Genomic DNA, 15,730 nt, shown 5'->3' on the forward strand with positions numbered 1-15,730 from the left:
TAAGAGTTCTACTGAAAAAATGAAATCTCGATGGGTAACATATTTTGTATATGTTGGTTTAGTAATTGTCATGATAATAACTGCTAAGAAATTAGTTCTTAATGCTATTCCACCAGTAACAAGTAATGACGCATTAGTTTATATGGGTCAAGCATTATATATTGCTGAAGAACGATCAACCAAAGATGGACCAGGCTTTTGGGACTCGACTAATGGTAATTTCCGTGGTGATCCTCATGGTTTGTTGTTTCCTGCTTATCTAAGCCATGCGTTAATGAATACTGGAGGAGAACTTGGATATCCGAATGACTATGCTGTTCGGATAGCTTTTCAAACTACTTTCGTCTATATGTTGCTAGCCATTATTGCTTTATCAGGTGTCATTAAACGACCTGGAATTGGTTCATTGGCTGTAATTATTTTTCTACAAGTTCCTCAATTGGAATATATTAGCTACCAAAATAGCCGAGATGCTTTCCGAATAATTCCACTATTGCTTTTCGCAACAATTTTGGTTGGATTTTCAACCAAAAAAATGCAACACCAGCGAATTAATTTGCCATTATTACTACCTCCATTCATTTTAGTAATTTGCGCTGCCATGGGACACACCTTGAATATTTTAATTGTGTGCTTTATGATTTTCGCATGGGGAATATATTCAGTTTTCATGAGTATCAGATGGCAAAGTATTTTCTTAATCGTCGGAGCAGTCGGGATAGGATTATTCTTCGGAAGCTTAAGATATGTAAATGCATATATAGCTACAGGAAACCTGAGAGGCAATACAGAAAAACAGACTGCCATTGCTGGAACAGCGCTTTCAGAAGTATATTTGGAACAAAGTGAAGCTAAACTTAATGGCGCAACAACTCCACTACAGCAATTATTTGTTATTTTTCAAAGGGATGGTTTCAGGTTAAGTGTGCCAGGAATTCTAAGTGCATTATTATTACTACTATTGTGGAGTAAGAAAAAAGACGATGAAAAAATACAAATTGGTGCTTTTTATAGCCTTCTATTATTATCGATTGTTTTGCCGTTTTTCATGTTATTTAAAGTAAATGGAATTGTACTAACCGAATGGTTTGCCAATAACTTTCGTTATTCCTTACATTGGTATCCTTTTGCAGCAGTGTGTATTTCGGTATTAATTTGGTATTCCTATGACACTCTTGAATATTTAATAACATCTAAGCAAGAAGCCAGCCTTTCATTACCATATCCAAGATATCGATCAATTTTTCCAAAAGCTTATTTTGTAATTATTGTTTTACTATTGATTATTTCAGCATCTAAAGTTGTTTCTTCAGAAGAATGGCGCGTAAAAGTTACCAATGATGACACGCTTATCGAGTTACTTAAACCCATAACTGAAGCTAAGCAGCTTCTACCCCCAGGAGAGAATCTATTAATAGATACAAACCGCTGGAATTATTATATTGATAACACCGGGATAGTTTTGTATACAAAACCAACATATGCGATTCTACAAGGAAAAACAATTGTAGATTTGAAGGATGCTCTTAAAAGTCTTAATATTGGCGCTGTTGTGCTAACAAATAGTGATATTGATAATTGGTGGCGGAATATTCCTTTATATTCAATATTAGTAGATCCGGATGAGGCATTCATATTAAATCAAAATAATGTCCAGACATCTTACATTGTTGATAATACGCTTGTGGAATTAAATTCAAAATTATTAACAAACCAAGGAATGAATTGGGTACAATCAAATTTTCTTGGCAAAGAACAGTATTGGACAGTTCCAATATTAAACTATATATCGAATATTCTTAATATTAATCCCTCTTACGTTTCCAGTTATTTGCGTGAAGGCGAACAATACGAATCACCCTATGATCCTTCGGTTTCCTTCGATTTTCTAACAAACATAATTTCGGCATACAAAACAACATCAAACATTTCTACCAATATCAAGCGTACCTCATTCATCATCAATGAATTGCCAAAAGGTATATTATTTGAGCATCCGCCCTCATCCGTTGAATATACAATAACAATTCCTGCGTATGCGAGTTTTTTATTTTATTACCAGTTGGATCCTTATACCTGGAATAATGGTATGGGCGATGGTGTACAATTTGACATTCTTCTTTCTGATAGCAATAATACGAGACACCATTTATTTTCTCAATTTATCGATCCGAAAAATTTTCCAGAGCAGCGGCATTGGTTTACTGGCTCAATAGATTTAAGCAGGTGGACTGGACAGACTGTTTCAATCACATTTTCAACCGACTGTGGACCTAATAACAATTGTGACTACGATTGGGCTGGTTGGGGTGAACCTCGTATCGTACAACCGGTAGTTTATGATTTTTTGAAGCATTTTCCAGATGCTCAAAGCGAATTGCTATTTGAAAATCCTGGAAAGATCGATATAACAAACCAAACGATTAACAATGATTCACGCCCCATTCTTTATGAGCATCCTTCTTCCCGGTTGGTCTATTCTATGACCCTTCCTCTTAAATCTGTTCTCAAGTTTGGTATTGGCATGGCTTCTGAAGTATGGGATCCGGCAAAAGGAGATGGAGTCGAGTATAACATTTATATCCGATATCCTGATAATCCCAACCTGGTTTATAGGATATTTTCAAAATATATTGATCCAAAAAACAACCCAAACGATCGAATTTGGTTTGATGAAGCAGTAGATCTCAGTCAATACGGGGGTCAGATGGTGCAAATAATCTATGAAGCACTCCCAGGACCAGCTGGAAACAGTGATTTTGATTGGGGTGGATGGAGCCAACCGGTATTAATTGATGAAACTTCATCCGACACTGAAAAAGGATTACATTGAAATTAACTTTTCAGCAGTTGGAATATTTTGTTGTACACAATACAGATACTAAATGATGATCCATACTTATCGTAGTTCAAGTATATTGCGCTTAATCCTGGGTTTACTATTAATAGTGAGTTCGCTGTTTATTAGTTTTTCGTCGTTAAGTTTCCCCTTTGCTTTTGAAGCAGGAGGCATGGTTGCTCTTGGCATTCTCCTGGGTATGTTATTCTGGAGATGGAAGAAAGGTCATCGATCTGCGCATGACCGTTTCCATAACTACAATTATCTTCTTGATCTTGCGCTTGCCTTAATAATCATCTCAGGCACTACGCAGGCGCTTGTTTCAATAAATCTACCTTCATCCAACCTGCCTATAAACTTTATTCCAGGAATGAAGCAGATCTACTTGCTCCTATCTTGCATAATGGCAATAGTTTCAATTTTAGCTATCAATGCCTGGTCTGATTATGGTCGCATTTTGGCTAGTTTGCTTAATGCAGCATTGTTTAGCTCAGTACTTTACATCCCTAGCTTTGCTGTATCCGAATCCGGTCCGGTATATGCACCGATTTTTGCTTCTTTTCTTTTGGCAGCTCTCAAATATTTACAATTATCAGATTTGTCCAGTGACCAATATAGCCAAAGTATAGGAATTAAGGAATCGGCACTCCAAATAAGCAATAGATTTATAATTCTACTACGATCGCCAAAACGATATTTTTCAAGTATCTTGACCTGGGGTTGTCTCTACCTAGGGGCTGTTGGGTTAGCAGTCTTGTTCTCACCCGTGCCAGGGCGGAGCTTATATTTTTGGCTTGAACTAGGGAGCATGCTGGGTTTAGCAACCATTGCCTCTCATGTGATCCGAGGAACCATTTCCTGGCGTATAGCAGCCTGGGCAATCGTAGCCATTGCCGGTGGAATACCAGTAGTATTGGGTATTATCAAGCTGGTGAGTCTGATAGCACCTTTTGGCCTGCTGGCTGCTCTATCTTATCGGTTGCATCCGGTCGAGATGGGGGGTGCCAATTTTATCGCTCGCTCTGTTTTATGTGTCATACCTCTCGCTCTAGCACTGTCATATCGTAGTACGAGCAGAGCTGAACATTGGGCTACCCGGGGCATGCTGGCTGGCAGTGCATTTGTAATGATTTATAGCCGTTCATGGGTTGGTTGTTTTGGATGGTTGGCAGGATTGATTGTCTATATCGTACTTTTGTACTGGCCTAATCTGTCTAAGTTACGGATCAGGTTAGGCAGCTTAATTATCGGAAAGGGTGCTCTGATACTACTCACCCTGCTTTTGGCGTTAGGTTTCTTGGGGTCAGCATTCTATATAGCACCTCGCCTTAATATTTACTCGTACAACGGGCGATTAATGCACTGGGAAGGCGCATTGCTCGCCTGGGCCGATCATCCACTTTTCGGTGGCGGTCCAAATAATCTGACCTTACAAACGCCTTATGCAAACGAGGTTGCACTTTCAGTAAGTACACAGGTTACAGATGATGATCCGATTAACAATATTAGAGTTAATAGGACTGCTTTAAAAATCCATTCCTTGAATAATTTCTTACAAGCCGGCTCGGAATCAGGCATCCTCGGTTTCCTCGGCTTTATCGGTTTTCTAATAGCGCTCGTTTGGCTAGGATTAAAAACAATCTTTAAACCCAAAGAAGAAAATGCGGAGTTCCAAAAGATACAACGGGCTTGGGCCGCTGCCTGCCTGGCGGGGATAATTGGTGAATTAGCCTACGGTATGGCAGATTCATTGAATGTGACGCCGTTTTTTTTCAGTTTCCCAATTTGGGGTTTGATTGGTTTACTAGTTGCTCTACCTCACCTTGAACAAAAAGAGAACCTTGTAAGCGGTATTATTCCAAGAGGAGAAATTCCTGTTTATTCTTTTTCATCATCTGGGGAGAATAATAACTACCATGGGGGTTCGAAAAACCATTTATCGCAACTTTACCAGTCGGTACTGATAATCATAGCTCTTCTAGGAGTACTCAGTCCTTCCATTTCATATTATTACTACACAAGAGGTTTTATTGCTTTCCAGGAACATCGATGGATTGACGCTAGCAATGCTTTATTAACTGCTAATCGTTTTGATCCTTTGAATGACAAGATCATTGCCATGGCTGCCCATGTTTATTTGGAGAGAGGAGAAATTTTAGACGGTATCAGGAACTACGAACGAGCATCAAGTCTCAATCAAGGCTACTCGCCCTATCTAGATCAATTAGGCTGGTTAGCCTGGTATCAGGGCAATCTAGGTCAAGCGACATCCTATTTTAAAGATGCTATATCCAAAGATCCAAAAGAGCAATGGCAGGATGGTTTGCATGAAGATTTAGGACTGGCACTAGCTGTCCAAGGCTATACAGCTGAAGCCTTGGATATGTTCAAAACGGCTATCGAGTTGACTCCATCTTCAGCTGCCGATCCAATCTGGAAGATCCAGGTTTTAACTAATGACGGTTTAACTGCCCAGAACCCAATACTACAACTCGATCCAGTCTATTTTTATGGCTCACCGAAGGACCTTGAGCCACGAATAAAAGCTCATCTTGGTTTAAGCGATTATACTGAACGCCTGTTTTCATTGCGGACGGGAGAGAGCAGCCCTCTAACTCTCAATGATGTTATTAATGCAGTTTATGTGGATTATCAAGACGCTCGTAGAAATAACTTAACCGATGCTCACCTTCTTTTAGCTGCCTATGCTGAAGCAGCTCGCCAATCGGATTTGCTTTCCATCGCTGAGCAAGCCTACCGTGAATTCCAAGAATACCAACCACACAGTGCCTACGGTTTTCGTGACCTTGGCACTCTGTATTCAAAGCAAGGTCGCTTGGCAGATGCTCAATTCGAGCTAGAACGTGCAGTTATCGTCAGTCCAAAAAATACCTCCTCTCGCTTCGAACTCATTTCTGTGTATTTAGATAGGAGAATGTGGCCAGAAGCTGGTAATGAAATTAGTAAGATTGAACAACAATCTGTTAAAACTATTTTCCATTCGGATATGTATAATTCCAGGCTTTATGAACTTCGATCACAATATTACCGGGAGCAGAATAATCTTGCCCAAGCCATAATTGAACTGGAAAAAGCTGCATTGATCGATGGAACACCCGAAGATTATCTGGCTCTCTCAAGTATGTATCGGAGTATTGGAGATTTACAAGATTCAACTAATGCATGTCTTCGAGTAGCAGTATTAATGGGACAATCCTACGCTCGCCCTCTGGATTCGCGATTATGGGATATAGGACAATGCTTATCACAATCTACTGAATCAAATATTGCTAAAAAAATTGCTACAATGCCTCAGCTTCGACCAATAATTAGCAATATTATTCTAGGACATTTTTATTTTATCTCTGGCTTGTTCGAACAATCGCTTGCGTATTATCATTCTGCAGCATATGCCAATCCATACGACGGCGGCATCCACTTCTTCTTAGGGAAAACATACGAAGCGCTTGGAAAACAAGACCAAGCAGCGGATGAGTATCGTAAGGCTGATGAGCTAAATCCGCGTGAATCACTATCTCTGTTGGCCTTAGGTTGGATGCAATGGGCTCAAGGAAAAAAGGAAGAAGCTATTATTACTTATCGAAGTGCTGTCGATCAAACACCAGGATGGGATGAAGCGCATACTACCCTTGGGAATGCTTTTCTTTATGTAGGTGATCGCATTAATGCTGATGAGCAGTTCAACCAGGCATGTATTTTAAAAGCTGCAGCCTCGATGGGTAAAGTTTATAATTTTATCGCCTACCTGGGTGAGGCCGCTATCACATCACCTGCTGCAGAATATGTACGCGCCGATTATTTTACAATTGAAGGAAATCGGGAGCCTGTTTTATATATGCACCCTGATTCTCAAGTGGATTTTACACTTGCCATACCAGAAGATGGTGCCAGGTTGTCATTTGACATTGCACTATCCCCTGAAGTATGGACTCAACCCGGTGATGGGGTTACTTTTGGATTATTCGTTGAGGATAGCCCTGATACTTCGAAGGAAATATGGTCAGCTTATATCGATCCCAAGGAAAACATAGAAGATAGGCGTTGGTTACCGTATACAATCGATCTTAGCCCTTACGGAGGGCAAATTATTAAGCTCATTTTTACAACTAGTTCTAGTCCATCAGGTGATAATCGTTATGATTGGGCCGGTTGGGGAAATCCTCGAATTTCTATACAACCATAGAAAAATATCGGTTATTTGGATCACAAAAGTTATTTTTAATTAATTTATATTTCCTGAATAAGCGTAGCGTTTGGGTGAGCGGTCTGGGAGTCGATACGATTTTGAAAAACTTGCAAACCAATACCTTTTCTGCTACCAATTACGAGGAAAGAAAAGATTGTTTACGACCGTAGCCAGGGTTGGTTGGCGATGCTGAGGTTATGCTGTTGTTTGGCAATCCTGCTGGATTTAGACCAACCGACGTTGCCTGGGATGTACCCGAGAACTACGCCACGGCATGTTTCTTTGGTGTCTTTGAAAACAGCACAGCAATGGATGATCTGGCTGGTAATAAAGAAAGAATGCTGTATGGCTGCGAACCGGTGACTTATATAACCTAACAAAATACACTGAACGATATCCTGGACGAAATTATCAAGGTCAGGGATGGCAAGCCGCTCATCCTGCGTTTGACTGATTATTATATTCCGGTTCACTCTCTTTACTGAGCAACAGGGTTGGATGATGCATGTGCATTCTGTATGGGAAATTTTATAACGGCTATTCAGAAGGTTGCGAAGGAACGCGGTGTGCCTCAGTGCATATAATGGATGCTTTGAAAGGGCCGGATCATATGCTGGATCCCAGGGAAAGTGGGGATATCGGAGATGATAGTGGGCACCTGTCTGAGAAAGGTTGTGAATTTGTTGCAAAAATGCTGCAGCAATCGGGTTGTGTAGAATGGAAACCGTAAATCCATCTAGGGTACTGTCCGGAAGGTCACATATAGAATACTCCTTTGGATTCGCACTCACAACCACTTGATTTATCGACAGAGAATCGAACTGCTTGTCCTTCCCTGGATTGATTTTGTTAGGTTTTACTGTCAAGGCCTCAGTAATTATTACACCCGCATCGCGCCCAGAAATCTGCCTGCAAATAAAGCTAGCCCCAAGTATGGGATCGGACGTTATATATTAATTAAATTCGCCCATGATCGGCACCCCCGGCGAAGTCACGTCACCTGCCGTGCTGTCACCTGCCGTGATCTTCGGCGGGTCCGGCGACTGCCATACATTCCGGCGGATTCGAACCTCCCGAATGGTGAACGTTTGAGACTACGCATAACTGTCTGATCCGAAGGGAGATGCTCTATCCTGTGGGCAAAGAGCGTATTCGTAATATACACTGGCCCTTTAAAATCCTTTGGCCATTAGTGTGAAATTTTTACTGAGAGTTTATAACCTGCAGCAAGTCACACCTTTTTAAACTGAAGTAGGTAGGTTTTCGATTGGCTGTAGATATGAGGAACTTTAAAGTTTATTAGTCAATGACATATACCGAGAACAGGAGTAACTTGTGGATTATGGCATGAAAAACAATGCATCCTAAGATAAGCAATTTTATGCAATAGAAATATCATTGCCAAGAGAGGAAATTATATTCTACTTAGGATTTTCGTGAGCGTTTTGTCTGACCTATGTTTCATGCGCCAATAACGATTTGAATGGCTTTCAATATTTCCTGAAGTTGTTCATTTGATATTCTTCCAATGCGGTTGATAAACCTGGCCTGGGACACCGAGCGGATTTGGAACGCATCCGCGGCTGAGGGTTTACCCAGGCCGTTGGCAGTGTTTGGCTCAATACGTACCATCCATGGAGCGATTTGGTAGTGATCTTTCCAATCCGTCAATGGGACGATGACTCGCAATGGTAATGACCCAATCGCATCTTCACTGACAATTATGGCTGGGCGCGTTTTCTTAATCTCTGCTCCAACCGTTGGATCGAGATTGATAAGCCAGATCTCACTCTTACGCATGAAAATCCTCATTGTCGAGAGCGCTAAAGACGGTGAGTTCAGGATCGCTACGGTAGTCAGCCAATAATGCTTTTGCAGCCAATTCTAAATCTAACTTCTTGCGCTCTTCCAGCTGCTTTTGCAACATCTCTCTAACTACGTCCGACAGGCTGCGTTTCTCACGATGAGCTATCTCTGCCAGAGCTTTGTGCTGCTCTGGCTCAATTAAAATTTGAGTACGGTACATAGTTATTTCTCCCAGATCGTCATACACAATAATTATACATTGATATTATACATCATTTTCTTGTGTTTCATATTCTCCATTTACCCACTAGGCCGGCTTTCTGGTGAGTGTCGGTTCCAATTATGGAAGCCAACTCCACGGAGTGAGGCGACAAATCGAAAATTTTTTATCCCAAAAGCTTATGCAAGTCAAATTTTTCTCCATTTTTATAACGGCCAGCATACCAGCGATGCTTATCCATGACAGCCGGCACACCGCTGCTTCGATTATGCTTGATTATGGGATTCCTCCGATCATGGTGGCTGGGATGCTGGGCCACTCTCTGACGATCATAATGACCACTTATGCTCACTTAGCTCGCTTTGCTCGCGATGCTCCCTGCGTTCGCAATATTCCAGGGACCCAGGATGAAGCGGCTCGACTGATGGATGATATTCTCATTCCAATACCAATCGAAATCAGAAATTGGTAATATTTCATTACTTTTTATATCGCAACACTTTGCGCGTATAATAAAGGGAAGAATATATTCATTGAATTCCCAGGATTTGATCAAAAGGAATGGTGGCTTGAATGAATCCACGAAAAGCGTTTGATCAAGGCATTGTGGCTGGGGTATTTTTAATGCTGGCTGCTAACGCAGTCTACTGGTTAATAAGCTCTTGGTCTTCTGAGATTAATTCAGCAAGAACAACTCTGGTGATTCTCCAACTTATTGTTGGAATTGGTGTTGCTGGCTATTTTCTTTTTCGGCGTACACAATATTCTAAGGTTGCATAATTGTAAAAATCCTTTCGGAACGAAATCCGCCTATTTCACCCTCATCATGCAGGATCAGGCATCTCCCTGATGGATGGTACTCTCGCTCCGATCTGGATCGATCTCATATCTTATAAACCATAAGCTGATTACGAAATCATATCGATCAAAACCGATCTCCATATAAACCTGGAGACCGGTTTATCAATACTAACAATTCTTAGAGGTTATTAACGGCGTTAATTTATTTGCTCGGTTTCTCAATTATGGAAATGTGTAACAGAATACCGAGTAATTACCTCTATAAATAGGCGCCCCCGGTGGGGTCACGTCACCTGCCGTGCTCCCCGGCGACTGCCCAGTTTGTGTGCGTAGTCCCAAACGGCAAACGTTTGGGACTACGCACAACCGCCTGATCCGAAGGTATGGGTTTCCTATAATCATTGTGGCTGGGGTCTCCTACCGAATTTTGGGCGGATGCTGTGTTACTCACTGGCAATCTTAAAGCCCACTTATACTTACTTAGCTTGCATTGCTCGCAATGCAAACAATATTCCCCGGATCCAGTATGAAGCAGCTTGCTTGATGGACGAAATTCTTACTCCAATCACCACCGATTTGAAGCACCCAAGTTTATTCTGGTTGTAATCGAATTACTCTCAAAGTGGTTTGCTGCTCTGATATAATCTTTTACAATATATTCACTGCTTTACGTGATGTATGAATAAGATTGCTACAGAAATATTGATCGTTTTTCTGTTGATCCTTGCCAATGGCTTCTTTGCTCTAGCCGAAATGGCTGTTATATCAGCACGAAAAACAAGATTGCAGCAAAAAGCTGATGAGGGGGAAAAAGGTGCCTCGGTTGCATTGGTTTTATCGAATAAACCCAATCGTTTTCTCTCCACCATACAGGTTGGGATAACGACGATTGGCATTCTCAGCGGGGCTTTCGGCGGTGCAACCATCGCCGAAGAAATATCTGCAAACTTAAGTAAGATCGTATGGTTGGAGCCATACAGCGAAGCTATTGGCATTACAATCGTTGTCCTTCTCATTACTTATTTCACCCTGATTTTTGGCGAATTGGTGCCCAAACGGATTGCGCTCAATAACGCGGAAAGCATTGCTGCCAAGGTAGCAGCACCCATGAATGGGCTTGCTTTACTCGTTAAGCCTGTTGTTGCGATATTGAGCAGCTCAACTGAGGCAGTCTTCCACTTGATTGGAGTTAAGCCATCCAATGAGCCATCGGTGACCGAAGAAGAGGTCAAGATGATGATCTATGAAGGCGCGCGGGTTGGTGTCTTCGAAGATGCCGAGCAAGAGATCGTCAAGCGTGTCTTCCGCCTGGGTGACCGCCTGGTAATTTCGTTGATGACTTATCGCACAGAAATGGTCTTTTTGGATGTCGAAGATTCAATAGAAGTAAATCTTGGTAAGATTACTTCATCCGGTTACTCTCGTTTCCCGGTTTGTAAAGAAGACCTGGACGATATCTTGGGGATTGTCCAGGTGAAGGATATATTTGCTCAGCTGCAGAATGGTCAAGAAATAGATTTACAAGCTGCGATCCAGCCTGCAGTATTCATTCCGGAGGGCATGTCAGTTCTGGAGTTATTGGAGCGTCTGCGGGAAAAGAAAAGTCATCTAGCCTTAATCATGGATGAATTCGGTGGTATCACAGGTATGGTGACAATCAATGATATGCTGGAGGCAATTGTAGGTGACATTCCAATGCTTGAGGATCATGTAGAGGAACCTGATATCATTCAACGCGAGGACGGTTCTTATCTTCTCGATGGGATGCTTTCAACGGTAGAACTTAAAGACCTTCTCGACCTGGATAAATTGCCTGATGAGGATGATGCCGGTTATAAAACGCTGGGGGGTATGATCATGTCTGAAATCAGGCGTATCCCAAATGCTGGCGACACCACCTATTGGAATGGATGGCGCTTTGAAGTGGTAGATATGGATGGTCACCGGGTTGATAAACTTCTTGTCTCCAGAGCCGAAACACCTTCAGCTTGATCAGAAAATATGCAAATCATGTGTGAAACTGACCCCCCGGGTTCTCTAGAAACCGTTTTTCTTCCCCGCGGTCCATTTCTGTGGTTTATTAATGGCGCTAAACTATCTATTCACTTTTCCAACTCTGGCTATAAATGGGGGTTTATTGAGTTAACACCCCCATTTATAGGCGCCCCCGGCGGGATTCGAACCCACAACCGCTTGATCCGAAGTCAAGTGCTCTGTCCATTGCGCTACGGGGGCTTGTTCCCATTATACCCTGACTTCCTTTCACTCAATCTCCCCTGCGCTACCTGTGAAATTCCTCCCCATGCTACAATTACTCACGGAGGACACCTATGCAGACCTTGCTAACACTACCCGGTAAACTCTTGGACTCGCGCGGGCAACTTACCCAGGTGGGGTGGTCACCTCAGCCACTCCTGGAGTGTAACCTGGAAAATGCCCACTTCTACACCTTTAAGCCTTTCCAGCGCTTCCGTATCAAGCGCTGGGATTATTACGCTTTATTCACTCCACAAACTTTCTTCTCCGCCACTATCGCTGACCTTGGCTATGCTGGCAACCTGTTCGTCTATATCATGGACCTGACCACCGGTGAGCTCCACGAGGAGGGGCTGGTCGTTCCTTTGAGTAAAGGTATTAACCTGCCACGCGACAGCTGGCAAGGAGAGAGCATTTTCGAGGACAAGCGCCTAAAGCTGCACTTTCAGGTTATCCCCGGGGAGCGGCAAGTCTCGGTCTCCTGGCCCGCTTTCCACGACGGGCGGGGCATTTCGGCTGAGATCCTGTTCCGCGAGCTTCCTGGGCATGAATCGATGACCATCGTCATCCCGATTGGGAAGCAACGCTTTTACTATAACCGCAAGGTCAACTGCCTGCCGGCTGAAGGCTCCCTACAATATGGTGGCAAATCAGAGGTAATTACACCTTCTACTTGCCTCGGTTCACTCGATTGGGGCAGGGGGGTGTGGGAGTACCAGAGCTTTTGGAATTGGGCCAGTGCCTCGGGCTTCATGCCCGACGGGCGCACCATCGGCCTGAACCTGGGCTGCGGGTTCGGCGACCTGTCAAAAGCCACCGAGAACTGCCTGGTGCTGGATGGGAAAGTCCACAAGCTCGAGCAGGTCAAGTTTGGGTACCAATCCGGCCAGTACATGCATCCCTGGAAGTTCACCGATTCGGAAGGTCGTCTTGACCTGGAGTTCGTGCCATTCAAGGAGCGCATCGCCACCACCAACCTGGGCATTATCACCAGCGAAGTACACCAGATGTTTGGCCGCTACTCCGGCACGGTCCGCACCGACCAGGGCGAGCTGATCCACCTCACCGACCTGGTCGGCTTTGCTGAGGAGCACCAGGCGCGCTGGTGATTTCATATATCGACCGGATGGTACTCCATGAGTAATATCGATGGAAAGGTGGTGCTCGTCACAGGCGCCACCTCCGGCATTGGCCTGTACACTGCCCTGGAGCTCGCCCGCATGGGTGCGTTGGTGACGATCCTTGGGCGCAACGAGGCTAAATGCCAGGCTTCCGTGGCCTGGATCCAGGAACAGGTGCACAATCCCTCGGTAGATTACTTGCTGGCTGACCTGTCATCCCAGGTCCAGGTGCGGGCGGTTGCTGCCACTTATCACGACCGCCACGATCGCCTGGATGTCCTGGTAAATAATGCCGGTGGATTTTTCCTCCGCCGCACACTCAGCTCGGATGGCATCGAGATGACCTTTGCACTCAACCACCTGGCCTATTTCCTGCTGACCCTCTTGCTCATCGACTTATTGAAACAAAGCCCCGGCGCACGGGTGATCAATGTCTCATCGGGCAGCCACCAGGGCGGGGAGCTGGATTTCGACGACCTGCAGCAGCACAGGTTCTACAATCCCGCGCAGGCTTATGGGCGCTCAAAGCTGGCAAATGTCTTATTCACCTACGAGCTGGCTCGTAAGCTTGTTGATACTCATATCACCGCCAACGCTCTGACACCAGGGATGGTGGCTACCGATATCTGGAAGAAGGTCAACCGCTGGCTCACTCCGCTCATCAGCCCCGTCATGCAGCGTATCGGGCAAACTCCCTTGGAAGGTGCCCAGACCAGCATCTACCTGGCTGTCTCACCTGATGTCGAAGGCGTTACTGGCCAATATTATGCCAATTGCGAACCAGTTCGCTCAAGCCCAGAATCGTATGACATGCAGGCTGCCTGGCGCTTATGGCAAGCCAGCCTGGAGCTCACTAGCCTTTCCGATCCCCTTCACTAAATTCCTTAAACTACGGCGATGGGATGTTGTAGTAGTTGTAGATAGCCTGCGACAGGTCCTTGACCAACTGGTTGGCCGGGTCGAAGACAATCTGTACCGGGTGGTACATATACACGGTGAATGTGTAGTCACCCCCCGGGGTGAAGACGATGGCAGCATCACTCATATCGTGGATGACCCCATACAGGTCGGTCACCCAGCCATGTTTATGGGCCACATTTGTCCCATCTGGCACACCCGCTTGTATGAGCAGAGCGATGCGGTCCTGGACCAGGTAGTTGATCATACTCTGGCATTCAGCCTGGGTGATCTCACCCGGGAAGGCTGCGATCAGTGAGCCACCATTCTGGTTGGCGCACTGGTAAATATCCTTGAGCAGTAGGGCCATCTCGGAAGGGGTGGTCTGGCTGTAGGGGTCCGGGTCGGTGCTGATATCAGTTCGTTGGTTAGCTGGGGTCTGGAATTGTTGGAGCAGGGGTGCCCCGGCATAGAAGTAGCCGCCCAGGAAGGTGTTCACTAGTCCCAGGGTCTGCATGTCATCGGTCACCAGCAATGGTCCCTGGTTTCTGTCGATCTTGTTCTGCATCAGCCAATCCGAGGCCGGGTTGATCGACTTAGCGATCATGTCTTCCAGGTTCTTGGTCGTCTCTGCATCCAGGCTATCGCCGATTCGCCGGAAAACGGAGATCATGATGGGGATCTTGATAGTGCTGCTGGCTGTGAAGGCTACATCCGGTGGAGTTGCCACCTGCTCACCCCCATTCAGGATGAAGCTGATGCTCTCCCCATTCTGCAAGTCCTCCACGTCGACGCCAATGATCCCGTCAAATCCTGACAGGTCGATGGTCTGCTTGAGCAGCACTTCCAGGTTCTGCATCGTAGGGTGCGAGGGATTAGTCCTCTTGATCGGCAGGACCACTGAGCGCTGGCTCAAGGAGAACAGGGCTGATTCGATCAAGGGGATAGCCCGGTCGACATCCAGCTGTGAACCGGTGTTGCCGGCCTGAAAATTGGTCGTCCCCACCACCGGGACAGCTGAGGTGGGCAGTTGGTCATAGCGAGAGCTAATTTCACTCTCAAGGTAAGCCCGCAGGCGGTCTTCCGAGTAGCTGGCCCGCAGCGGAATGTTGGTCGCCGAGCTTTGCCGGTTCCATAGGTAGTTCCAGAATCCCTGCCAGAAAGAGGTGCGTGTGCGTTGCTGCTCAGCTGCTGCCAGCATGGCTTCGTTATCCAGGGTGAACCCCACGGTATTGGGTTCGAGCTGAATGACCGACTCGTTATAAGTCAGCTCCACCGGCTCGGAATAGACTGTCAGCAAGCGCTCTACGGCAGCCTGGCGGCTGAGCTGCCCAATTGGTACCCCAGCCATCGACAGGTTGGTCGGGAAGTTGATCCACAGGCGACTAAATCTCACCAGCTGCAGGACGGTGACCACCACAGCCAGCAAGAGGAACAGTAGCGACCCCCAGCGCAGGAATGAGAATGAACCTTTACTTCTGCTACGCAATCTTTCTCCGTTTATTTAGACTCACGCGGTTTTAGAACGGAGAAATGATACCACGATTGCCCCGCTTTCATCACGATAAGGAGCTTGAAGGAGC

12 protein-coding genes and 1 tRNA gene are annotated in these 15,730 nt (G+C 45.1%); 9 read left to right on the forward strand and 4 right to left on the reverse strand.

The features are described from left to right. Positions 1–142: 142 nt before the first annotated feature. The 4 genes from C3F13_06600 (at position 143) to C3F13_06615 (ending at position 7,776) form a co-directional block, all read left to right on the forward strand. Positions 143–2,833, forward strand: coding sequence for a hypothetical protein (locus C3F13_06600; protein PWB54420.1), 2,691 nt, complete (start codon positions 143–145; stop codon positions 2,831–2,833). A gap of 52 nt (positions 2,834–2,885) precedes the next feature. Beyond that, entirely contained in the window at positions 2,886–7,043 is a 4,158-nt protein-coding gene (locus C3F13_06605) for a hypothetical protein (protein ID PWB54421.1), read from the forward strand. A gap of 179 nt (positions 7,044–7,222) precedes the next feature. Continuing rightward, a complete protein-coding gene (locus C3F13_06610) occupies positions 7,223–7,423 on the forward strand; it encodes a hypothetical protein (protein PWB54422.1) in 201 nt (66 codons plus the stop codon). 128 nt (positions 7,424–7,551) lie between these two features. Next, positions 7,552–7,776 carry a hypothetical protein gene (locus tag C3F13_06615; GenBank protein ID PWB54423.1) on the forward strand — a complete coding sequence of 75 codons (225 nt, stop codon included), beginning with the start codon at positions 7,552–7,554 and terminating at the stop codon, positions 7,774–7,776. Between the two features lie 731 nt (positions 7,777–8,507). Here the strand turns inward: C3F13_06615 and C3F13_06620 are convergent. Both C3F13_06620 and C3F13_06625 read right to left on the reverse strand, forming a co-directional pair. Then, positions 8,508–8,846 (reverse strand): PemK family transcriptional regulator, encoded by a 339-nt coding sequence (locus C3F13_06620; protein ID PWB54424.1) that lies wholly within the window; start codon positions 8,844–8,846, stop codon positions 8,508–8,510. After that, on the reverse strand, positions 8,839–9,072 hold the full coding sequence (locus C3F13_06625; protein PWB54425.1) for a hypothetical protein: 234 nt from the start codon (positions 9,070–9,072) through the stop codon (positions 8,839–8,841). Before C3F13_06625 ends, C3F13_06620 begins: the two co-directional genes overlap by 8 nt. Positions 9,073–9,253: 181 nt before the next feature. On the opposite strand from C3F13_06625, the gene C3F13_06630 reads away from it, so the two are divergent. The 3 genes from C3F13_06630 (at position 9,254) to C3F13_06640 (ending at position 11,865) form a co-directional block, all read left to right on the forward strand. After that, positions 9,254–9,544, forward strand: coding sequence for a hypothetical protein (locus C3F13_06630; protein ID PWB54426.1), 291 nt, complete (start codon positions 9,254–9,256; stop codon positions 9,542–9,544). A 101-nt stretch (positions 9,545–9,645) separates the two neighbouring features. After that, positions 9,646–9,852 (forward strand): hypothetical protein, encoded by a 207-nt coding sequence (locus C3F13_06635; GenBank protein PWB54427.1) that lies wholly within the window; start codon positions 9,646–9,648, stop codon positions 9,850–9,852. A 699-nt stretch (positions 9,853–10,551) separates the two neighbouring features. After that, positions 10,552–11,865: a hypothetical protein gene (locus C3F13_06640; protein PWB54428.1), complete on the forward strand. Its 1,314-nt coding sequence runs from the start codon at positions 10,552–10,554 to the stop codon at positions 11,863–11,865. Positions 11,866–12,032: 167 nt separating this feature from the next. Here C3F13_06640 and C3F13_06645 read toward each other — a convergent pair. Further along, a tRNA-Arg gene (locus C3F13_06645) sits at positions 12,033–12,108 on the reverse strand. Positions 12,109–12,203: 95 nt separating this feature from the next. Here C3F13_06645 and C3F13_06650 point away from each other — a divergent pair. Further along, positions 12,204–13,238, forward strand: coding sequence for a DUF2804 domain-containing protein (locus C3F13_06650; GenBank protein ID PWB54429.1), 1,035 nt, complete (start codon positions 12,204–12,206; stop codon positions 13,236–13,238). Positions 13,239–13,265: 27 nt separating this feature from the next. Then, on the forward strand, positions 13,266–14,129 hold the full coding sequence (locus C3F13_06655; GenBank protein ID PWB54430.1) for a short-chain dehydrogenase: 864 nt from the start codon (positions 13,266–13,268) through the stop codon (positions 14,127–14,129). Between the two features lie 10 nt (positions 14,130–14,139). On the opposite strand, the gene C3F13_06660 is transcribed toward C3F13_06655, so the two are convergent. After that, entirely contained in the window at positions 14,140–15,636 is a 1,497-nt protein-coding gene (locus C3F13_06660) for a hypothetical protein (protein ID PWB54431.1), read from the reverse strand. Positions 15,637–15,730: the final 94 nt, after the last annotated feature.

It is taken from the genome of Anaerolineales bacterium, assembly GCA_003105035.1.
Lineage (GTDB): Bacteria > Chloroflexota > Anaerolineae > Anaerolineales > UBA4823 > FEB-25.

Excerpts from the sequence above, each read along its gene's own strand:
- C3F13_06655 (PWB54430.1), top strand. The coding sequence starts at position 13,266 with ATGAGTAATATCGATGGAAAGGTGGTGCTCGTCACAGGCGCCACCTCC.
- C3F13_06650 (PWB54429.1), top strand. The coding sequence starts at position 12,204 with ATGCAGACCTTGCTAACACTACCCGGTAAACTCTTGGACTCGCGCGGG.
- C3F13_06615 (PWB54423.1), top strand. The coding sequence starts at position 7,552 with ATGTGCATTCTGTATGGGAAATTTTATAACGGCTATTCAGAAGGTTGC.
- C3F13_06630 (PWB54426.1), top strand. The coding sequence starts at position 9,254 with ATGCAAGTCAAATTTTTCTCCATTTTTATAACGGCCAGCATACCAGCG.
- C3F13_06640 (PWB54428.1), top strand. The coding sequence starts at position 10,552 with ATGAATAAGATTGCTACAGAAATATTGATCGTTTTTCTGTTGATCCTT.
- C3F13_06605 (PWB54421.1), top strand. The coding sequence starts at position 2,886 with ATGATGATCCATACTTATCGTAGTTCAAGTATATTGCGCTTAATCCTG.
- C3F13_06620 (PWB54424.1), bottom strand. The coding sequence starts at position 8,846 with ATGCGTAAGAGTGAGATCTGGCTTATCAATCTCGATCCAACGGTTGGA.
- C3F13_06635 (PWB54427.1), top strand. The coding sequence starts at position 9,646 with ATGAATCCACGAAAAGCGTTTGATCAAGGCATTGTGGCTGGGGTATTT.
- C3F13_06600 (PWB54420.1), top strand. The coding sequence starts at position 143 with ATGGGTCAAGCATTATATATTGCTGAAGAACGATCAACCAAAGATGGA.
- C3F13_06625 (PWB54425.1), bottom strand. The coding sequence starts at position 9,072 with ATGTACCGTACTCAAATTTTAATTGAGCCAGAGCAGCACAAAGCTCTG.